Here is a 19,309-nt window from a genome sequence, read left to right on the forward strand (position 1 = left end):
CTCGTGCCGCGGCGTCCCTACCCCTGCGGCTCGTCCGGACAGACCGGACAGCGGTGGACAAGCTCCGGACAGTCACCCTACGCATACATGGTGTCACTGTTCACGGTGGGCGAGGGCGGCCACTCTCGGTGGGGTGAAGCAGACGAACGCCCCTCGATTCGGTACGTGCACGGCCCGCTTCGGTGTCCTGCTGTCCCCAACGCCTCGCGGCGCGCGGCTCGCCCGGCTGCTGGCCGCCGAGTGGCTCAGGACCCGGCACGAGGTGCCGTACCGCGTGGCCGAGGCCGCCGCGCAGGTCGTCGCGGAGCTCGCGGCGAACGCCGCCACGCACGGGCGGGTGCCCGGCCGGAGCTTCCGGCTCGCGCTCCTCTGCGACGGCGGTGTCCTACGGGTCGAGGTGACGGACACCCGGGCCGACGACCTCCCCCACCGCTGCCCGCCGGCGCCCGACGCGGAGTCCGGTCGTGGGCTGCTCCTCGTCGAGGCGCTCGCCGACCGCTGGGGCGCCGGGGCCGGGCCCGCGCCGCAGAAGACCGTATGGGCGGAACTCAACCTTCCGCTGTCCTGACCGGCGTACGGGAAACGGGACTTCGGTGGGACGGCCGGTCCACCAAGCAACAACGAGAGAGAAAGAAACCGCACCGAACCCCACCCCTCCTCCCCCTCGCCGAGCCGCTCACTCACGCGGGTGAAAAACACCAACTCGGTTGGCTTTGGGACGGGTTGCTTGATCTACGCTCAGCGCGACACACCACATCACCGCTGACATACGTCGGCCCCCGCCGGGACCGCTAATCCCAGTGCGGGGGCCTGACCATCAAGGAAGAAGCGCTTCCCGATGGATAACCGGAACACTAGCGTGCGCCCGCGCGCCCAGTCCCGTAACGACGGGAAAAACCACCCCTCCCGGGGAGCCCGCAAAGCCTTGCGCCGCGGCGGCGTCATCCACGACAACTCCCGCCACACCACCCGCTTCACGGTGATCGGCAACCACCTCGCCCAGCACGCCGAGCTGTCGCTCGTGGCGATCGGCCTGGCCGTCCACATCCAGTCGCTCCCCGCCGGGGCCCAAGTCGACATCGAGACCCTGGCCGACCGCTTCCCCGAGGGAAGGATCCGGATCGCGGGCGCCCTGCGCGAGCTGGAGGCCCACGGCTATCTGCGGCGCACGCGTGTACGCACCGACGGGGGCCTCATGGTCACCCGCACGGTGTCCTGCAACCAGCCAGGCCGGACCGGCGCCGCGGAGGAGCCGAAGCCCCGCCGTCGGCCGAGCACCGACCAGCCGGCCCGCCGCCGAGCGCTGCCCGCCGTACCGCGGCCCGCGTATCCGGCCCCGGACCTGCTCCGGACCGCCCTGGGGGTCCTGTCCGGGCTACGACGCGAGGATCCGCGCCTCCTGCTGTCCGCCACGGACGCCGACCACCTCGTCCCCGGCGTCGCCGCTTGGCTCGAACGCGACCTGTCCCCCGAGGCCGTCCAGCGGGCGCTGACCACCGGCCTGCCACCGGAGCCGCTGCACCGCCCGGCAGCCCTGCTGGCCCACCGCCTCGCCGCCCAGCTCCCGCCCCTGCCCGCGTTCCGCACACCGGACTCGCCCGCGGCGGTCAGGCATCCGCTCCAGAACTGCGACACCTGCGACCGCGCCTTCCGCGGCCCGGAGCCGGGTACCTGCGGAACCTGCGGAAGTGGGGGGAGTGGGGGGAACGGCGGAAGCGGGGGCCCGGGCGGGTCGGTCGGGGCAACCGCGACGGACGACGATCCAGGGCGGTGACCCCGGGAACCGGAAGGCCAGGGAACCGGAAAGGCCCGGGATCCGTGGATCCCGGGCCTTTCGGCGAGTCGTGCGCGTGCCTACCGCGCCGCGTCCGGGTGCACCGCGTCCGTCACCGGGCGGGCGTCGGAGGGCTTCTCCTTCGCGACCGGCTTGCGGAGCGCGATGTTCAGCTCCTTGAGGCGGGCCTCCTCCAGCTCCGTCGGCGCGCCCATCATCAGGTCCTGGGCGTTGCCGTTGAGCGGGAAGGCGATCGTCTCGCGGATGTTGGGCTCGTCGGCGAGGAGCATCACGATGCGGTCCACGCCCGGGGCGATGCCGCCGTGCGGCGGGGCGCCGTACTGGAAGGCGCGGAGCATGCCGGCGAACTCGGTCTCGACGGTCTCGCGGGAGTAGCCGGCGATCTCGAAGGCCTTGAACATGATGTCGGGCTCGTGGTTCCGGATGGCGCCCGACGACAGCTCGATGCCGTTGCAGACGATGTCGTACTGCCAGCCGAGGATGTCCAGCGGGTCCTGGGTCTCCAGGGCCTCCAGGCCGCCCTGCGGCATCGAGAAGGGGTTGTGCGAGAAGTCGATCCTGCCGGTCTCCTCGTCCTTCTCGTACATCGGGAAGTCGACGATCCAGGCGAAGCGGAAGACGTTCTCCTCGAAGCGGCCGGCGCGCTTGGCGGCCTCGACCCGGACCGGGCCCATGATCTTGGAGACCTCGTCGAACTCGCCCGCGCCGAAGAAGACGGCGTGGCCGGGCGCCAGGCCGAGGCGCTCGGTGAGGACCTTGACGTTCTCCTCGGTGAGGAACTTGGCGATCGGGCCGGTCAGCGCGTTGCCCTCGCCGACGCGGACCCAGGCCAGGCCCTTGGCACCGAGCGAGACGGCGTAGTCGCCGAGGCCGTCGAAGAACTTGCGCGGCTGGTCACCGGTGTCCGGCACGGCCAGCGCGCGGACGTGCTTGCCCGCGAAGGCCTTGAACTCGGAGTTCTCGAAGACGTCGGTGATGTCGACGAGCTCCAGGTCGGTGCGCAGGTCCGGCTTGTCGTTGCCGTACTTGAGCATCGACTCGCGGAACGGGATGCGCGGGAACGGGGAGGTGACGTGGCGGCCGCCGCCGAACTCCTCGAACAGCTCGGTCATCAGCTTCTCGATCGGCTGGAAGACGTCCTCCTGCTCGACGAAGCTCATCTCGACGTCGAGCTGGTAGAACTCGCCCGGCGAGCGGTCGGCGCGGGCGTCCTCGTCGCGGAAGCAGGGCGCGATCTGGAAGTACCGGTCGAAGCCGGAGATCATCAGCAGCTGCTTGAACTGCTGCGGGGCCTGCGGCAGGGCGTAGAACTTGCCCGGGTTCAGGCGGGAGGGGACGACGAAGTCACGGGCGCCCTCGGGGGAGGTCGCGGTGAGGATCGGGGTCGCCATCTCGTTGAAGCCGAGGGCCACCATCTTGGAGCGGATCGAGGCGATGACCGCCGAGCGCAGCATGATGTTGCGGTGCATGCGCTCGCGGCGCAGGTCGAGGAAGCGGTACTCCAGGCGCCGCTCCTCGTTGACGCCGTCGTCCGTGTTGATCGTGAACGGCAGGGGGGCGGCCGAGCCCAGCACCTCCACCTCGGCGACTTCGACCTCGATCTCGCCGGTGGGCAGGTCGGCGTTGATGTTCTCGGCGCCGCGCGAGACGACCGTGCCGTCGATGCGGACGACCGACTCCTTGGTCTGCTTGTCGAGCGCCTCGTACGCGGCGGTGCCGGGACGGGCGACGAGCTGCGTGATGCCGTAGTGGTCGCGCAGATCGATGAAGAGGATGCCGCCCAGGTCGCGCCGATTGTGCAGCCAGCCGCTCAGCCGGACGTCGGTGCCGACGTCAGAGGCGCGGAGCTCGCCGCAGGTGTGGGACCTGTACCGATGCATCGTCGTTCATCCAGTCTTCGGGGTGGGGGTTTGGCTCGACGCGTCAAGGTTACCGGGCTCGCCAAGATCGCCGGGGCACAGCTCGGTGGCGGCTGATCGGTTCCTCTTCTTAGAGTGGGGCAATGCGCACCGAGGACGTCCTGGCCGCCATCGCGACGGGCCTGTGGCGCTGGGACAACGCCTCCGGGATCGTCACCCTCGACGCGGAGGCGGCCCGGCTGCTCGGGCTGCCCGCCGAGCCGGTCGAGCTGACGGAGGCGGCCGTGCGTTCCCGGTTCCACCCGGTCGACTGGAACGAGATCGACGGGACCGTGAACCTCGCCGTGGCGGAGGGCACCCTCGCCGAGGCCCGGCTGCGGATCATGGACGAGAGCGGGCGGGTGATCCGTACCGTACGCAGCCGGTCGAAGCCGTTCGTCGAGGGCACCGACTACCAGCTGGTCGGCACCCTCCAGGAGGTCGCCGAGCCGCAGCCCGGCACCGCCGCCCGTACGCCCGTCACGGGCGACTGGCGGCGTTCGCGGGAGGCGTTCCTGCTGGACGCGGGGCGGGCGCTGGCGGAGGCGCGGTCCACGGCGGAGGTGCTGCGGGTGGCGGCGTCGCTGTCGATGCCCGGCTTCTCGCCGGACGGGCTGGCGGTCTTCGGCGTCTCCGGCGACCGGCTGACGATCATCGGGCACCACGGGCACAGCGCCGGTGACGACGGCCCGTTCACGGACATGCCGCTGGACACCGACTACCCGGCGGCCGAGGTGGTGCGGACCGGGCGGGCGATCTACCTGCCGACCCCGGAGGAGTACCGGGCCCGCTTCCCGGTGACCTGGCCCCTGGCGCAACGTTTCGGCAGGGAGTCGTGGGCGTTCCTGCCGCTGATCGTCGCGGGGCGCACGATGGGCGCCTGGATGGCGGCGTTCACCTATCCGGTGTCGTTCACGCCGGACGAGCGGTCGGTCCTGACGACCGTGGCGCGGATGCTGGCGCAGGCGCTGGCGCGGGCGGGGGTCGCCGAGTCGGAGCGGGAGCTGTCGCTGGGCCTCCAGCGCACGATGATGCCGGTGCTGGGCCCCGCCATCCCCGGCATGGCGGTGGCCGCGCGGTACGTCCCTACCGGCGGCGGGCTCCAGGTCGGCGGCGACTGGTACGACATGATCCAGCTGCCCGGAGGGCGCATCGCGCTGGTGATCGGCGACGTCCAGGGGCACGACGTGCGGGCGGCCGGGCTGATGGGGCAGCTGCGGATCGCCCTGCGCGCGTACGCCTCGGAGGGCCACCGCCCGGACGCGGTGCTGTCCCGGGCCTCCCGCTTCCTGTACGGCATCACGGACGGGGCGGAGGGCGACCACGGGGCGGCGCGGTTCGCGACGTGCCTGTACCTGGAGGTGGACCCGGCGACGGGGACGCTCGACATCGCGCGGGCGGGCCACCCCGACCCGGCGATCCGGATGGCCGACGGCACGGTGATGCTGCGGCCGACGGCGGGCGGGCTGCCGCTGGGCATCGTCCCGGACACGGACTACCCGACGACCCGGCTCACCCTGGAGCCCGGCGAGACGCTGATGATCTGCACGGACGGGCTGCTGGAGACCGGCGGGCACGACCTGGAGACGGGCTGGAACCGGATCCGCACGCTGCTGGAGCGGCACGACGCCGAGGGCGAGTCGCTGGAGATGCTGGCCGACAGCCTGGTGCAGGCCGTGCACGGGCCGGGCTCGCACCACACCACGGGTCCGCTCGCCGACCGCCGCGAGGACGACATCGCGGTGCTGCTGCTGTCGCGGACGGGCGCGCCGCTGCGGACGGCCGCGGCCCGGCGTACCGCGATGACGATCGCGCAGGCGGAGCCGGAGCGGATCGCGGCGGCCCGGCAGCACGTGCGGGAGCTGCTGCACGACTGGGCGGACCCGGAGCAGGTCGACTCGGCGGTCCTGATGGTGTCCGAGATGCTCACCAACGTGCTGGTGCACACCGACGGCGACGCGCTGCTGGTGGCGGAGGCGACCGGGGACCACGGCAAGCGGCGGCTGCGCGTGGAGGTGGCGGACGCCAGCGACGAGCTGCCGCACCGGCGGCGGCCGGGTGAGATGGCGTCGTCGGGGCGCGGGCTGATCCTCATGGAGATGCTGGCGCACGAGTGGGGTGTGGACCCGCGGGGCGAGGGCAAGTCGATCTGGTTCGAGCTGCGCGAGGACCGGGACGGGGAGCCGTAGGGGGTGGCTCGAAAGCAGCGTCGTCCGCCCGGAGGGCGCCGCCGGGAACGTCTGGATACGTGCGTGCGGTCGCGGCCGCTCTAGTGGCTCACCACCGGGTGGTGCGTGAGGCGCAGCTTGGACTGGCCGTGCGGCAGCCGCTCCCAGTCGTCCATGAAGTGGGCAGCCAGGCCGTGCTTCGCCGCCAGGCGCACGAGCGTCTCCGTGCGGTAGTAGAAGTCCTCGCCCAGCACCTGGTGCTCGTGGCCCTCGGTGCGGTCGAAGGTGAAGTCGAAGAACCCGCCGGGTGCCAGCACCCGCCCGACGTTGGCCATGCACTCGGCGACGACCTCCAGCGGCGAGTGGGAGAAGACGCTGTGCGCGTGGACGACCGTGAACCAGGCGTCCGGCAGGAAGTCCAGCGTGAGGTCGTCGACAGGGGTCAGGTACGGGAGTTTGTCCTGGAGCCCGTACCGTACGACGGTCTTCTTGGCCTCGACGAGGATGTCGGGCGAGATGTCGATCCCGTAGTAGTGGCCGGGCTCCAGGTGGTCGATGAACCGCCACCCGGCGCGCAGGTTGCCGCAGCCGATCTCCAGCATGCGGTCCCCGGGCCGCAGGCCGTGGGCGACGAGGTAGTCGTACTGCATCCGCCCGATGGCGAGCCAGCGCGCGTGCGAGGGCACGCCCCCCACCGCGGCCTCCGGGCTGCGGGCGGTGTCGGAGGCCATGACGGCCCGGTAGAAGGCGACGTGATCCCCGCGGTGCCGCAGGCGCAGCCGGGCGTTCCTGGCCGCCCGCCGCAGGTGGGGGCCCACCCGCCGGGGGTGCGCGAGCGCGTACCGCAGCTTGTGGCCGAGCCGGGAGCGGTTCTTCAGCAGACGCGGGTCGGGTGGGTCCTGCACAACGGCCTCCGTGTTTCCCGGGTGGTGGTGCCAGTCGTGGCTGTCGACCGGCCGGGGTGGGTACTACGGCTGGGTGCTACGGCCCGCCGGCGGCGTACAGCCTCCGCAGTTCGCCGATGACGCCGAACGCGGCGGCCGTGAGCGGTACGGCGAGCAGCATGCCGAGGATCCCGGCGACGGACGCGCCCGCGGTGATGGCGATCATGACGATGGCCGGGTGCATCTGGACCGTACGGCTCTGGATCACCGGCTGCAGGACGTGCCCCTCGATGAGCTGTACGGCGAGGACGACGCCGACCGCCCACAGCGCGATGACGACGCCCCGGTCGGCGAGCGCCACGAGGATCGCCACCGCGCCGGAGATGAAGGCGCCGAGGTACGGGATGTACGCGCCGACGAAGACCAGCGCGCCGAGCCCCACGGCGCCCGGGACGCGCAGGATCAGCAGGCCGGCCGTGATGAGGAGGGCGTCGATCAGCGCGATGAACGTGGTGCCGCGCATGAAGCCCTCCACGGCCCCGAAGGCGCGGCGGGCCATGGCCTCGACGGCGTCGGCGCCGCCGCCCGGCACGAGGGAGCGCAGCCCGCGCATCGCGCGGCCGGAGTCGCGGAGGAAGAAGAAGACCAGCAGCAGCGCGAGGACGGCCATGGCGATCATCTCGCCGACGACGCTGAGCCCGCTGATGACGCCGGACGCCGCCGTGCCGCCGAACTTGCCGAGCAGGTTCCTGGCGTTGCCCGCGAGGTCGTCCAGCGAGGTGCCCGCGGCGCCGAAGTGCCGGGTGAGGTCGGCGGCGGCGCGGCGCAGCGAGGTGACGATCTGGTCGCCGGTGTCGATCAGCGCGGCGGCCACGATGTAGCCGGCGCCTCCGACGACGGCGACCACGGCCGCGCAGGTCAGCCCGGCGGCCAGGGACCGCTGGACCTTCATGGCGACGAGCCGCCGGTACAGCGGCCCCAGCAGCGCGGTGCCGAGCAGGGCGAGCAGGACGGGTGTGACGGCGGTCCGCAGCGTCACGCACAGCCATACGCCGACCGCCGCCACACCGGTGACGAGCAGGACGACGACGCACCAGGCGGCGACGCGCCGGACGGGCTCGGGAAGCGTGTGCACCGTTCCACGGCACCACGCTCTTCGCGCCCCCGCTCCCGGACGTCCCCCGCCCGGGGGAGTACCGCCGGCCCGTGCCCGGCGGAGGACGGCCCGGGGACGGGTCTCCGCCCGGACGGCCCCCCGCCCCGGGGCTTACCCCACGGCTGCCCGGGGCGGGGACCACAGGCGGCGCGCCGGCGGGGCGCCCCCGCCGGCGTTGAGCCGTCAGGCGCCCGGGGTGATGTCCGGGCCCTGGCCGTCCTGCATGCCGTGGACGGCCGGGACGCGGCCGAGCCGGCCGGCCTGGAAGTCCTCGAAGGCCTGCTTCAGCTCGGCCTCGCTGTTCATGACGAACGGCCCGTAGTGCGCCATGGGCTCCCGGATGGGCCTGCCTCCGAGGAGGACGACCTCCAGGTCGGGGGTGTGGCCGTCCTGCCTGTCGTCGGCGCGGACGGTGAGCGACCCGCCGTCGCCGAAGACGGCCGTCTGGCCGAGGTGGACGGGTCGGCGCTCGGTGCCGACGGAGCCGCGCCCGGCGAGGACGTAGGCGAGGCCGTTGAAGTCCTGCCGCCATGGGAGCGTGACCTCGGCGCCGGGGCGCAGGGTCGCGTGGATCATGGTGATCGGGGTGTGGGTGATGCCCGGCCCCTCGTGCCCGTCGAGCTCCCCGGCGATGACGCGCAGCAGGGCGCCGCCGTCGGGGGAGGCGAGGAGCTGGACCTGGCCGCCGCGGATGTCCTGGTAGCGGGGGTCCATCATCTTGTCCTTCGCGGGCAGGTTCACCCACAGCTGGAGACCGTGGAAGAGGCCGCCCGACATGACGAGGTGTTCCGGCGGGGCCTCGATGTGCAGCAGCCCGGACCCGGCGGTCATCCACTGGGTGTCGCCGTTGCGGATGGTGCCCCCGCCGCCGTTGCTGTCCTGGTGGACGAAGGTCCCGTCGATCAGGTAGGTGACGGTCTCGAAGCCGCGGTGGGGGTGCCAGGGCGTGCCCTTCGCCTCGCCGACGCCGTACTCCACCTCCCCCATCTGGTCCATCATGATGAACGGGTCGAGGTGGCGGTAGTTGATCCCGGCGAACGCGCGGCGCACCGGGAAGCCCTCCCCCTCGAATCCGGCGGGCGCGGTGGTGACCGCCAGCACCGGGCGCGGTACGGCGCCCGAGGGCGCGTCGACGCGGGGCAGGGTGAGCGGGTTCTCGACGGTTACGGCAGGCATGGCGGGTCCTCCTCGGGGGCGGCGTGATCCCACTTTAGTTGAATCCTGAACTTCTTGCCAGGGGAACACCTCCTTCCGCCCCGCCATTCCCACGGTAGTGGCGCCCCACGGCGACCCGCGTGAGTATGAACCGACCCGGATCAGACGTGGGCGCCGGCCGCGGTCGTCCCTGTTCAGCGCAGGGCAGCGCCGCGTCCCACCCGCCACGCGGCGCACCGGCGCGACATGTCTTCGTACGGCGCGTCCGGGCACGCGCGTCCGGGCACAGCGGCTCGCCCCGGCGCGACTCAGGCCCGGGTCCGGGTCCCCCGCGTGCGACGGCTCGTGGTCAGCCGTACATCCGCCGCATGGCGAAGTCGACCATCTGCTCCACGGCCTTCGCGTCGAACACCATCCGGTGGTCGCCCTCCATGTCGAGGACGAAGCCGTACCCGGTGGGCAGCAGGTCGATCACCTCGGCACCGGTGATCACGAAGTACTTGGACTCCTTGCCCGCGTACCGGCGCAGCTCCTTGAGCGAGGTGAACATGGGGATGACGGGCTGCTGGGTGTTGTGCAGCGCGAGGAAGCCGGGGTTGTCACCGCGCGGGCAGTAGACCTTCGAGGTCGCGAAGATCTGCTGGAAGTCCTCGGCCGACAACGACCCGGTGGTGAACGCCCGCACGGCGTCGGCGAGCGAGGGCGGCGACGGCTCGGGGTACAGCGGCGGCTGCTGCGCGTACCCCTGCTGGGGCTGGGCGTACGCGCCCTGGTTCTGCTCGTACCCGTACATGCCCGCAAGCCTACCGAGCCGCCGCCTCCCGGCGCATGGTCACCGTGGGGCCGCCCCCACGTCACGGCACCCGCCGCCGGCGGCAGCGCGCGGGTCGTGGCCGTTCAGCCCGCGAACCGCCCGGTCTTCACCGCGCCGCGTCCACGAACGGCACCCAGGCGCGGGCGGGCACGACGACGGCCGGGCCCTCGGGGACCTCGGGGACCTCGGGGACCTCGGAGTCACGGACGGGGACGACGCCGGACAGGTTGTCGGCCACTTCGAGGCACTCGCCGCCGGTGGCGCCGCGGTGGGGCGCCGACCGGGGACGGACGGCAGGACCGTGTGGTGCGTGCTGCCGGTTCCACGGGGGCGGGAGGAAGGGATCCGGCAGCGGCCGGCCGCGCCTGGTGACGATCACGACCACGCCGCCCGGGGCGTGACGCGTCACAGATTGCCCCATAGGGGTTGCTCTTATTACCGACCGGTAGCATCATCGTAGCTACTAGCTGGTACGTGTAAGAGGATTCCGCCTCCCCGAGCCTTACGGAGCCGTCGCCATGGGGCACTACAAGTCGAATCTCCGCGACATCGAGTTCAACCTCTTCGAGGTCCTCGGGCGCGACAAGGTCTACGGCACCGGTCCGTTCGAGGAGATGGACGTCGAGACCGCGAAGAGCGTCCTGGACGAGATGCGCCGTCTCGCCGAGAACGACTTCGCCGAGTCCTTCGCGGACGCCGACCGGAACCCGCCGGTCTTCGACCCGGAGACGAACACCGCGCCGATCCCCGAGTCCTTCAAGAAGTCCTACAAGGCCTTCATGGACTCCGAGTACTGGCGCCTCGGCCTGCCCGAGGAGATCGGCGGCACCACCTCGCCCCGCTCGCTGATCTGGGCGTACGCGGAGCTGATCCTCGGCTCGAACCCGGCCGTCTGGATGTACTCCTCGGGCCCGGCCTTCGCCGGTGTCCTCTTCGAGGAGGGCAATGACGTCCAGAAGCAGATCGCCCGCATCGCGGTCGAGAAGCAGTGGGGCTCCACCATGGTCCTCACCGAGCCGGACGCCGGCTCGGACGTGGGCGCCGGCCGCACCAAGGCCGTGCAGCAGGACGACGGCTCCTGGCACATCGAGGGCGTGAAGCGCTTCATCACGTCCGGTGAGCACGACATGTCGGAGAACATCCTCCACTACGTCCTCGCCCGCCCCGAGGGCCACGGCCCCGGCACCAAGGGCCTGTCCCTCTTCCTCGTACCGAAGTTCCACTTCGACTGGGAGACCGGCGAGCTGGGCGAGCGCAACGGCGTGTACGCCACGAACGTCGAGCACAAGATGGGCCTCAAGGCGTCCAACACGTGCGAGATGACCTTCGGCGACAAGCACCCCGCCAAGGGCTGGCTGATCGGCGACAAGCACGACGGCATCCGCCAGATGTTCCGCATCATCGAGTTCGCCCGGATGATGGTCGGCACGAAGGCCATCGCCACCCTGTCGACCGGCTACCTCAACGCGCTGGAGTACGCCAAGGAGCGCGTGCAGGGCCCCGACCTGGCGAACTTCATGGACAAGACCGCGCCGAAGGTCACCATCACGCACCACCCGGACGTCCGCCGCTCGCTGATGACGCAGAAGGCGTACGCCGAGGGCATGCGCGCCCTGGTCATGTACACCGCCGCGATCCAGGACGAGATCCAGGTCAAGGAGGCGGCCGGCGAGGACGCCAAGGCGCTCATCGGGCTCAACGACCTGCTCCTGCCGATCGTGAAGGGCTACGGCTCCGAGAAGTCCTACGAGCAGCTCGCCCAGTCCCTCCAGACCTTCGGTGGCTCCGGCTACCTCCAGGAGTACCCGGTCGAGCAGTACATCCGGGACGCCAAGATCGACACCCTCTACGAGGGCACCACCGCGATCCAGGGCCAGGACTACTTCTTCCGCAAGATCGTCCGCGACCAGGGCGCCTCGCTGAACGCGCTCGCCGAGGAGATCAAGAAGTTCCTGGCGGTCGGCACCGGCGGCGAGGAGCTGGCCCCGGCCCGCGACGCCCTCGCCAAGGCCGCCGTCGACCTGGAGGCGATCGTCGGCACGATGCTGACCGACCTCACCGCCACCGGCGAGGACGTCAAGAACATCTACAAGGTCGGGCTCAACACCACCCGCCTCCTCATGGCGTCCGGTGACGTGGTCGTCGGCTACCTCCTGCTGCGCGGTGCCGCCGTCGCGGCCGAGAAGCTGGAGACGGCCTCCACCAAGGACACGGCCTTCTACCGGGGCAAGATCGAGGCCGCGAAGTTCTTCGCCGCCAACATCCTGCCGGGCGTCTCCACCGAGCGCGCCATAGCCGAGGGCGTCGACAACTCCCTCATGGAGCTGGACGAAGCCGCGTTCTAATCCCGGTCCGCGACCGGCCAGCACCGGCCCGGCCCGCGCCACCCGGCCCTGACGGCCCGCCCCCGACATCCCGGGGGCGGGCCGTCGTCCGTCACCGGGCGGCGCACACCGAGAAGTGGCTCACCCGGCACACGTCCGACGGCACCGCCCCGCGCAGCTGCACCGCCGTACCGTCCCCCGCCACGTACCACCGCTCACCGCGCGGAACGCCCGCGACCGGACGCTCACCCGGTTCCATCGCCACCCAGCGGCCGCGCACCGTCCGGTGCCAGCGGGCCTGCGCCCCGCAGAACCGGCAGGTCATCAACGAGCCGGTACGCGGCGGGCGCGGCGCCGGTATCGAGGCGCGCAGCGCCGCGGCCGTCACCGGCAGGATGTCCCCCAGGCGCACCGGGTCCCGGTCCGGGGTGCCCGTCGCCGCGGTCGTGCACGCCGCGCACAACGGCATCCCCAGCGGGACGCTCCACTCGGCACCAGGTGTTTCGCATGCGGCACAGACGGGCGAGACGGGCGTGGTCATCGTGGTCACCAGTGCACCTCCGGTCGCGACCGGCGAGTCAGCGGACTGCTGTCCCGCTACGTCTTCCGATAGTCGCAGCCGCCACTGACAATGGGCCGTTCACAACAGTCGCTCTCAACTGACCCGCCCGTAAAGTGAGGGCCATGAGCAGCTCACCCCCCCGCTTCCACCGCGGCCACACCGACGACCTCATGACCTTCCTGGCGGACTCGCCCACGCCGTACCACGCCGTGGCCGTCGCCGGTGAACGGCTGGAGAAGGCCGGCTTCCGGAAGCTCGACGAGACAGCCGCCTGGGACGGTACGAGCGGCGGCAGGTACGTCATCCGCGGCGGCGCGATCATCGCCTGGTACGTACCGGAAGGCGCGGCCCCCCACACCCCGTTCAGGATCATCGGCGCCCACACCGACTCGCCCAACCTCCGCGTCAAACCGCAGCCCGACATGGGCGCGCACGGCTGGCGGCAGGTCGCCGTCGAGACGTACGGCGGAACCCTGCTCAACACCTGGCTCGACCGCGACCTGGGGTTGTCCGGCAGGCTGACCCTGCGGGACGGCGGCCACCGGCTGGTGAGCGTGGACCGGCCGCTGCTGCGCGTCCCGCAGCTCGCCATCCACCTGGACCGGCAGGCCAACGAGGGCCTCAAGCTGGACCGCCAGCGGCACATGCAGCCGATCTGGGGCCTCGGCGACGACGTCCGCGAGGGCGACCTGATCCGGTTCGTCGCCGGCGAGGCGGGGGTGGACGCCGGGGACGTGGCCGGCTGGGACCTCATGGTCCACGCCCTGGAGGCCCCCGCCTACCTCGGGCGCGACCGGGAGCTGCTGGCCGGACCGCGCATGGACAACCTGCTGTCGGTGCACGCGGGCGTGGCCGCCCTCACCGCCGTATCGGCCGCCGGGGAACCGGAGTTCATCCCGGTGCTCGCCGCCTTCGACCACGAGGAGAACGGCTCCGAGTCCGACACCGGCGCCCAGGGCCCCCTCCTCGGCGGCGTCCTGGAACGGTCGGTCTTCGCGCGCGGCGGCGGCTACGAGGACCGGGCGCGCGCCTTCGCCGGCACGATCTGCCTCTCCTCGGACACCGGCCACGCGGTGCACCCCAACTACGCCGAACGGCACGACCCCACGCACCACCCGCGCGCCGGCGGCGGCCCCATCCTCAAGGTGAACGTCAACCAGCGCTACGCGACGGACGGCAGCGGCCGTGCCGTCTTCGCGGCGGCGTGCGAGAAGGCGGGGGTGCCGTGGCAGACGTTCGTCTCCAACAACGACATGCCGTGCGGCACGACCATCGGCCCGATCACCGCCGCCCGCCACGGGATCCGGACCGTCGACATCGGCGTGGCGATCCTGTCGATGCACAGCGCCCGCGAACTGTGCGCCGCCGACGACCCGTACCTGCTGGCCAACGCCCTGGTGGCATTCCTGAACTAGCCCGCCCCGCGTAGGTGTTGCGGCTCGGGGTACCCGCAACACCTACGCAGACGAGGAGGCGGGAATCATGGGCCTGGGTGGCTGCATCATTCTCATAGCGGTCGGGGCGATCCTCACCTTCGCGACCGACTGGGAGGCACAGGGCGTCAATCTGGACCTGGTGGGGCTGATCCTCATGGCGGTCGGCATCATCGGCGTCGCGACGTTCACCAGCATCGCCAGGCGGCGCCGGGCGGTCGTACCGCCGGTGGCCCCGACGGTGATCGACCCCGCGGACGAACGGCGCTACTGAGCCGGTCGCCGGCGAAACATCCGCGGAAGGCCACGCCTGACACCGTGTCGGCATGGATCTGCTGGGACGACGGACGGCTCTCGCACGCCACCGGGGGCCCCGGCGACGGACGCTCCGGAGCCCGACCGGGGCCGCCGCGGCACTCGCGACGGCCGCCGGCGGCACGGCGATCGGAGCGTACGGCGAACGGCCCCCGTGGGGCACGGACATCGCCCATGAGGCGGGCCGCCTCCAGGGCGACCGCGCCCGGCACCACGGGCCGGACCGGGAAGCGGGTCCGGGCACTCCTGGCGGGCGGCTGCGCCCGGCTGGAGGCCCGGGGACCGGGCGGCCGCAAGGCCGCCCACGACCCGGCGGCGTGGGTGACCGGCTGCCTGGACGGGGCGGCCGGAAGACCGCCCCGGCACCAGGGACTCGGGTACGGACCCGGACGGGCCCACGGCCCGTCCGACCCGACGGGCCTACGGCCCTGCGGGCGTCACTCGGCGTCCATCCCCGCGAGGATCAGCGGCAGCCGGGACACCCCCGACTCCGTGACCTTCACCGGGACGCCCCAGTCCTGCTGGTGGACGTGGCAGGCGGGGTACTCGTTGGCCGGGTCGTCGTCGCAGGACGCGGCCATCGCGGACACGTGCAGCACGCCCTCCGTGACGGCCGGGTTCAGCGTCAGCTCCCGCGACAGGTCCGTGCCCGTGCCCTCGCCCGAGAGGAGCAGCTCCGGCGGCGTCGACGACACCAGGAGCCGCGTCGACGGCCCGTACCGCTCGTCCAGCTTCTGGCCGGTCGGCGCCCGGAACACGACGTCAAGCCTCAGCGCGCCGGGCGCGATCCCGGTCGCCTCCCGCCGCGTCCGGTGGGCCACGGCGGCCACCTGGACGGCTTCCTCGGGCAGCCGCAGCCGCGTCAGCCGGTGGCGCGCCGACTCGACGACCACGATGTCGTCGCCGACGAGCACCGCGTCGCTCGGCTCGCGCAGGTCGGTGGCGAGGGTGGTCACCTCACCGGCCGCCGGGTCGTAACGGCGCAGGGCGTGGTTGTACGTGTCCGCCACGGCGACCGACCCGTCCGGCAGGGCCGTGACACCCAGCGGGTGCTGGAACAGCGCCTGGCCGGCCTCGCCGTCCCGGTGGCCGAAGTCGAACAACCCGGTGCCCACGGCGGTGTGGACGGCGCCCTCGGGGTCCACCCACCGCAGGGCGCTGGTCTCGGAGTCGGCGACCCACAGGCGCTCCTCGGTGGCGGCGAGCCCCGACGGCTGGGCGAACCACGCCTCGTCGGCCGGCCCGTCCACGAGCCCCTCGTTCGTCGTCCCTGCGGCCACCCGCACGGTGCCCTTCTCCGGGTCGTACGCCCACAGCTGGTGGACGCCCGCCATGGCGATCCACACCTCGTCCCGCCACCAGGCGACGTCCCACGGCGACGACAGCGCGACCTCGCGGGCGGGTCCGGCGGTGGGGGAGCCCTGCCACCACTGCGCCCCGGTCCCGGCGAGCGTCCGCACCTCACCGCTGGCGAGGTCCAGCGCCCGCAGGGCGTGGTTGACGGTGTCGGCGACCACGACCCGTCCGTCCGGGAGGACGCACAGGCCCTGCGGCTCGTTGAACCGCGCCTCGTCCGCCTTGCCGTCGACGAGGCCGCGCTCACCGGTCCCGTACCGCCGCACCACGGTCTCGCCGTCGGCGTCCAGCTCCACCACCTGGTGCCGAGTGGTGTCCGTCACGAGGAGGTTGCCGCCGTCCAGCAGGAGCGCCTTGCCGGGGAACCGCAGGTGCGTCGCCACCGGCTCCGGCGGTACGTACGGCCCGTCCCCGCGCCGCAGGGTGCCCTTGGCCTCGTGCTCGGCCTCCAGCTCCTCGACGAGGGTCTCGATCGCCCGGGCGTGCCCCTCCCCGGCGTGCTGCGCGACGACGTACCCCTCGGGGTCGATCACGACGAGCGTCGGCCACGCCCGGACGGCGTACTGCTTCCAGGTGGCGAGCTCGGGGTCGTCGAGAACGGGGTGGTGCACCTCGTACCGCTCGACGGCGTCGACGACGGCCCGGTGCTCGGCCTCGTGCACGAACTTCGGCGAGTGGACGCCGATGATCACGACGGTGTCCCGGTGCTTCTCCTCCAGCTCGCGCAGCTCGTCCAGGACGTGCAGGCAGTTGATGCAGCAGAACGTCCAGAAATCGAGAATCACGACTCGCCCTCGCAGGTCGGCGAGGGTCAGCTCTTTGCCACCGGTGTTCAGCCAGCCGCCCTTGCCGATCAGCTCGGGGGCACGGACACGGACACGGCGGGGCGCGGGCGCGGGCGCGGGGGTGGGCGCCGGGACGGCATCGTTCATTCTTCAAGCTTGCCATCCGGGTAGGAACACCGGCTCACGCGCCTGCGGCCGGGTACGCATGTGTCATGAGATACCTGGTACGCGACAAGATCTTCGCCATCGGCGACGACTACTGGATCGAGGACGAGAACGGCCGGCAGGCCTTCCTCGTCGACGGCAAGGCCCTGCGGCTGCGCGAAACCCTGGAGCTGAAGGATCCGGCGGGGCGGGTGCTGGTCACCCTGCGGGCGAAGGTGCTCAGCCTGCGCGGGGCGATGACCGTGGAGCGGGACGGGCAGACGCTCGCCACGGTCGCCCGCAAGCGGCTGTCGCTGCTGCGCAACCACTACCAGGTGACCCTGGCGGAGGGCCCGGCGCTGGACGTGAGCGGGCGGATCCTAGACCGCGAGTTCGCCGTCGAGCGGGACGGGGAGCTGCTGGCCCGCGTCTCCCGCAAGTGGCTGCGGGTCCGTGACACGTACGCCGTCGACGTCGTCCGGGAGGACGCGGCGGACACGGCACTGCTGATCGCGGTGGCGGTGTGCGTCATCCGGATGGCGGAGAAGGACTGATCCCTTGCCGTACGGCGTCCCAGCAGCCGTACGGCCGGTCCGGCGGGCCCCGGCAGGTCGGCGGGTCAGCGGCGCGGCGGGTCAGTGGCGCGGCGGGTCAGCGGCGCGGCGGGTCAGCGGCGCGGCGGGTCAGCGGCGCGGCGGGTCAGCGGCGCGGCGGGTCAGTGGCGCGGCGGGGCGAGGCCCAGGAGGCGGTCCTTGAGGGCGGGGAACCGGTCGCGGGTGGTGGCCACGAGCGCCGGGTCGAGGTCCACCGTGAGGGTCTCCTCGCCGTCGCCCGCCTCCGCGAGGACCTCGCCCCAGGGGTCGACGACGAGGCTGTGCCCGGCCTGGGGGACGCCCGCGTGCGTGCCGCCGGTCCCGCAGGCGAGGACGTACGCCTGGTTCTCCACCGCGCGGGCGCGGGCCAGCAGGGTCCAGTGCTCGCGGCGGCGGGCCGGCCAGCCGGCCGAGACGACGAGGGCGAGCGCCCCGGCGTCGACCAGGCCGCGGAACATCTCGGGGAAGCGGAGGTCGTAGCAGGTGGCGACGCCCAGTGGCAGGCCGGGCACCGGGACGGTGACGAGCGCGTCGCCGGCCGCCATCATCACGGCCTCGCCCGCGTCGAAGCCGAAGCGGTGGATCTTGCGGTAGGTGGCGGCGAGGTCGCCGGAGGGTGAGAAGACCAGCGCGGTGTTGTACAGGGCGCCGTCGGGGGCGCGTTCCACGACGGAACCGGCGTGCAGCCAGACGGACGCCTCGGCGGCGGCCTTCGCCATCACCTCGTACGTGGGGCCGTGCAGCGGCTCGGCCTCGGTCGCGAACGACTCGTACGCGAAGGCGCCCACCGGCCACAGTTCGGGGAGGACGACCAGGTCGGCGACCCCACGCTGTTCAGCCACCAGTGAAGCGACCCGGGCCCTGCGGGACTTGGGCGATTCGGCCGGGTCTACTGCGATCTGGATCAGCGAGGCGCGCACACTACCACCGTCCTGGCATTCGGGCCGTCAACACGGGCCTACGATCGTCACACGAAAGCACTGCCGGGGTGCCTGCCCGCAGCGTACTGTTTCTTTCCGGGGGCCACCCCCGGACCCCGCAGCTGCCGCAGCATCCAGCCCGCGTACGACCGCCCGAGGGGTTTCGTGACCGTCCATCCCAGCCTCCAGCCATACGCCGACGCCTGGACCCACTCGATCGAAGCGATATCCGAGCTGGTGCAGCCCCTCGTCGAAGGGGAGTGGAATCGCGCCACGCCGTGCCCCGGCTGGTCGGTGCGCGACATCGTGTCGCACATCATCGGCATGGAGTGCGAGATGCTCGGCGACCCGCGCCCGATCCACTCGCTGCCACGCGATCTCTACCACGTACGCGGTGACTTCGCCCGCTACATGGAGGTGCAGGTCGACGTGCGCCGGCACCACACCGGGCCGGAGATGACCGCCGAGCTGGAGTACACGCTCATCCGCCGCGCCCGCCGGCTGCGCAACGAGAACCGCTCCCCCGACACGCTGATCCGAGCCCCGCTGGGCGCCGAGCAGTCCCTCGAACTGGCGTACCGGATGCGGGCCTTCGACGTCTGGTGCCACGAGCAGGACCTGCGCACCGCGCTCGGGGTGCCGGGGAACCTCGACTCGCCCGGCGCGTACGTCGCCCGGGACAACTTCCTGGCCGTCCTGCCGAAGGTGGTCGCCAAGGACGCGGGCGCCCCGCCGAACACGGCCGTCGTCTTCGACATCCACGGTCCGGTGGAGTTCCTGCGGACGGTGCGGGTCGACGCCGAGGGCCGCGGGACGGTCGACGGGGCGCCGTCGCTGGGCCCGGCCGCGACGATCGCGATGGACTGGGAGACGTATGTGCGTCTCGCCTGCGGGCGGGTGCGGCCCGCGGCCGTCGCCGACCGGGTCAAGGTGGAGGGCGACGAGGAACTGGCGGCGGCGATCCTGGCCTCCTTCCCGGTCACGCCGTAGGCACGGGACGGTCCGGT

Annotated in this window: 17 protein-coding genes; 8 read left to right on the forward strand and 9 right to left on the reverse strand. The window is 72.4% G+C overall.

Annotation, left to right across the window (positions count from 1 at the left end; translation table 11 throughout):
• Positions 1-133 precede the first annotated feature (133 nt).
• Together AC07DW_RS05045 and AC07DW_RS05050 are read left to right on the forward strand one after the other, a co-directional pair.
• Positions 134-568 carry an ATP-binding protein gene (locus AC07DW_RS05045; protein ID WP_478856222.1) on the forward strand — a complete coding sequence of 145 codons (435 nt, stop codon included), beginning with the start codon at positions 134-136 and terminating at the stop codon, positions 566-568.
• 270 nt (positions 569-838) lie between these two features.
• Complete coding sequence (locus AC07DW_RS05050; RefSeq protein WP_478856223.1) at positions 839-1,774, forward strand: helix-turn-helix domain-containing protein; 936 nt, start codon at positions 839-841, stop codon at positions 1,772-1,774.
• Between the two features lie 80 nt (positions 1,775-1,854).
• Here the strand turns inward: AC07DW_RS05050 and aspS are convergent, their stop codons facing one another.
• On the reverse strand, positions 1,855-3,675 hold the full coding sequence (gene aspS / locus AC07DW_RS05055) for an aspartate--tRNA ligase (RefSeq protein ID WP_478856224.1): 1,821 nt from the start codon (positions 3,673-3,675) through the stop codon (positions 1,855-1,857).
• Between the two features lie 122 nt (positions 3,676-3,797).
• On the opposite strand from aspS, the gene AC07DW_RS05060 reads away from it, so the two are divergent.
• Positions 3,798-5,882 (forward strand): SpoIIE family protein phosphatase, encoded by a 2,085-nt coding sequence (locus tag AC07DW_RS05060; RefSeq protein WP_478856225.1) that lies wholly within the window; start codon positions 3,798-3,800, stop codon positions 5,880-5,882.
• An 80-nt stretch (positions 5,883-5,962) separates the two neighbouring features.
• Here the strand turns inward: AC07DW_RS05060 and AC07DW_RS05065 are convergent, their stop codons facing one another.
• The 5 genes from AC07DW_RS05065 to AC07DW_RS05085 all read right to left on the reverse strand — a co-directional run bounded on the left by AC07DW_RS05065 (position 5,963) and on the right by AC07DW_RS05085 (position 10,279).
• Positions 5,963-6,766 carry a class I SAM-dependent methyltransferase gene (locus tag AC07DW_RS05065; protein ID WP_189549828.1) on the reverse strand — a complete coding sequence of 268 codons (804 nt, stop codon included), beginning with the start codon at positions 6,764-6,766 and terminating at the stop codon, positions 5,963-5,965.
• A gap of 76 nt (positions 6,767-6,842) precedes the next feature.
• Positions 6,843-7,880, reverse strand: a complete 1,038-nt coding sequence (locus AC07DW_RS05070) for an AI-2E family transporter (protein ID WP_478856226.1) — start codon at positions 7,878-7,880, stop codon at positions 6,843-6,845.
• Positions 7,881-8,084: 204 nt separating this feature from the next.
• Positions 8,085-9,077, reverse strand: coding sequence for a pirin family protein (locus tag AC07DW_RS05075; protein WP_478856227.1), 993 nt, complete (start codon positions 9,075-9,077; stop codon positions 8,085-8,087).
• A gap of 328 nt (positions 9,078-9,405) precedes the next feature.
• Positions 9,406-9,849: an SseB family protein gene (locus AC07DW_RS05080; protein ID WP_468337796.1), complete on the reverse strand. Its 444-nt coding sequence runs from the start codon at positions 9,847-9,849 to the stop codon at positions 9,406-9,408.
• Between the two features lie 127 nt (positions 9,850-9,976).
• A complete protein-coding gene (locus tag AC07DW_RS05085) occupies positions 9,977-10,279 on the reverse strand; it encodes a DUF397 domain-containing protein (RefSeq protein ID WP_478856228.1) in 303 nt (100 codons plus the stop codon).
• Between the two features lie 109 nt (positions 10,280-10,388).
• Here AC07DW_RS05085 and AC07DW_RS05090 point away from each other — a divergent pair, with 109 nt between their 5' ends.
• Positions 10,389-12,215: an acyl-CoA dehydrogenase gene (locus tag AC07DW_RS05090; protein WP_478856229.1), complete on the forward strand. Its 1,827-nt coding sequence runs from the start codon at positions 10,389-10,391 to the stop codon at positions 12,213-12,215.
• Between the two features lie 91 nt (positions 12,216-12,306).
• Here AC07DW_RS05090 and AC07DW_RS05095 read toward each other — a convergent pair whose 3' ends face one another.
• Positions 12,307-12,735 carry a DUF6083 domain-containing protein gene (locus AC07DW_RS05095; RefSeq protein WP_478856382.1) on the reverse strand — a complete coding sequence of 143 codons (429 nt, stop codon included), beginning with the start codon at positions 12,733-12,735 and terminating at the stop codon, positions 12,307-12,309.
• Positions 12,736-12,878: 143 nt separating this feature from the next.
• On the opposite strand from AC07DW_RS05095, the gene AC07DW_RS05100 reads away from it, so the two are divergent.
• Together AC07DW_RS05100 and AC07DW_RS05105 are read left to right on the forward strand one after the other, a co-directional pair.
• Positions 12,879-14,171 (forward strand): M18 family aminopeptidase, encoded by a 1,293-nt coding sequence (locus AC07DW_RS05100; RefSeq protein WP_478856230.1) that lies wholly within the window; start codon positions 12,879-12,881, stop codon positions 14,169-14,171.
• Between the two features lie 67 nt (positions 14,172-14,238).
• Positions 14,239-14,463, forward strand: a complete 225-nt coding sequence (locus AC07DW_RS05105) for a DUF6458 family protein (RefSeq protein WP_189549823.1) — start codon at positions 14,239-14,241, stop codon at positions 14,461-14,463.
• A 478-nt stretch (positions 14,464-14,941) separates the two neighbouring features.
• On the opposite strand, the gene AC07DW_RS05110 is transcribed toward AC07DW_RS05105, so the two are convergent.
• Positions 14,942-16,792 carry an NHL domain-containing thioredoxin family protein gene (locus tag AC07DW_RS05110; RefSeq protein ID WP_478856231.1) on the reverse strand — a complete coding sequence of 617 codons (1,851 nt, stop codon included), beginning with the start codon at positions 16,790-16,792 and terminating at the stop codon, positions 14,942-14,944.
• A gap of 65 nt (positions 16,793-16,857) precedes the next feature.
• Between AC07DW_RS05110 and AC07DW_RS05115 the strand changes: the two genes are divergently transcribed.
• Positions 16,858-17,343 (forward strand): LURP-one-related/scramblase family protein, encoded by a 486-nt coding sequence (locus tag AC07DW_RS05115; RefSeq protein WP_478856232.1) that lies wholly within the window; start codon positions 16,858-16,860, stop codon positions 17,341-17,343.
• 161 nt (positions 17,344-17,504) lie between these two features.
• On the opposite strand, the gene AC07DW_RS05120 is transcribed toward AC07DW_RS05115, so the two are convergent.
• On the reverse strand, positions 17,505-18,302 hold the full coding sequence (locus AC07DW_RS05120) for a carbon-nitrogen family hydrolase (protein WP_478856233.1): 798 nt from the start codon (positions 18,300-18,302) through the stop codon (positions 17,505-17,507).
• Between the two features lie 165 nt (positions 18,303-18,467).
• Between AC07DW_RS05120 and AC07DW_RS05125 the strand changes: the two genes are divergently transcribed.
• Positions 18,468-19,292 (forward strand): maleylpyruvate isomerase family mycothiol-dependent enzyme, encoded by an 825-nt coding sequence (locus AC07DW_RS05125; RefSeq protein ID WP_478856234.1) that lies wholly within the window; start codon positions 18,468-18,470, stop codon positions 19,290-19,292.
• The last annotated feature ends 17 nt before the right edge of the window (positions 19,293-19,309 follow it).

The organism is Streptomyces sp. NPDC045701 (genome assembly GCF_056432045.1).

What these genes read in the sequence shown, in the direction of transcription:
- AC07DW_RS05095 (WP_478856382.1), bottom strand. Translation starts at nt 12,735, where the DNA reads ATGACCACGCCCGTCTCGCCCGTCTGTGCCGCATGCGAAACACCTGGT.
- AC07DW_RS05110 (WP_478856231.1), bottom strand. Translation starts at nt 16,792, where the DNA reads ATGAACGATGCCGTCCCGGCGCCCACCCCCGCGCCCGCGCCCGCGCCC.
- AC07DW_RS05090 (WP_478856229.1), top strand. Translation starts at nt 10,389, where the DNA reads ATGGGGCACTACAAGTCGAATCTCCGCGACATCGAGTTCAACCTCTTC.
- AC07DW_RS05050 (WP_478856223.1), top strand. Translation starts at nt 839, where the DNA reads ATGGATAACCGGAACACTAGCGTGCGCCCGCGCGCCCAGTCCCGTAAC.
- AC07DW_RS05060 (WP_478856225.1), top strand. Translation starts at nt 3,798, where the DNA reads ATGCGCACCGAGGACGTCCTGGCCGCCATCGCGACGGGCCTGTGGCGC.
- AC07DW_RS05080 (WP_468337796.1), bottom strand. Translation starts at nt 9,849, where the DNA reads ATGTACGGGTACGAGCAGAACCAGGGCGCGTACGCCCAGCCCCAGCAG.
- AC07DW_RS05105 (WP_189549823.1), top strand. Translation starts at nt 14,239, where the DNA reads ATGGGCCTGGGTGGCTGCATCATTCTCATAGCGGTCGGGGCGATCCTC.
- aspS (WP_478856224.1), bottom strand. Translation starts at nt 3,675, where the DNA reads ATGCATCGGTACAGGTCCCACACCTGCGGCGAGCTCCGCGCCTCTGAC.
- AC07DW_RS05075 (WP_478856227.1), bottom strand. Translation starts at nt 9,077, where the DNA reads ATGCCTGCCGTAACCGTCGAGAACCCGCTCACCCTGCCCCGCGTCGAC.
- AC07DW_RS05115 (WP_478856232.1), top strand. Translation starts at nt 16,858, where the DNA reads ATGAGATACCTGGTACGCGACAAGATCTTCGCCATCGGCGACGACTAC.
- AC07DW_RS05100 (WP_478856230.1), top strand. Translation starts at nt 12,879, where the DNA reads ATGAGCAGCTCACCCCCCCGCTTCCACCGCGGCCACACCGACGACCTC.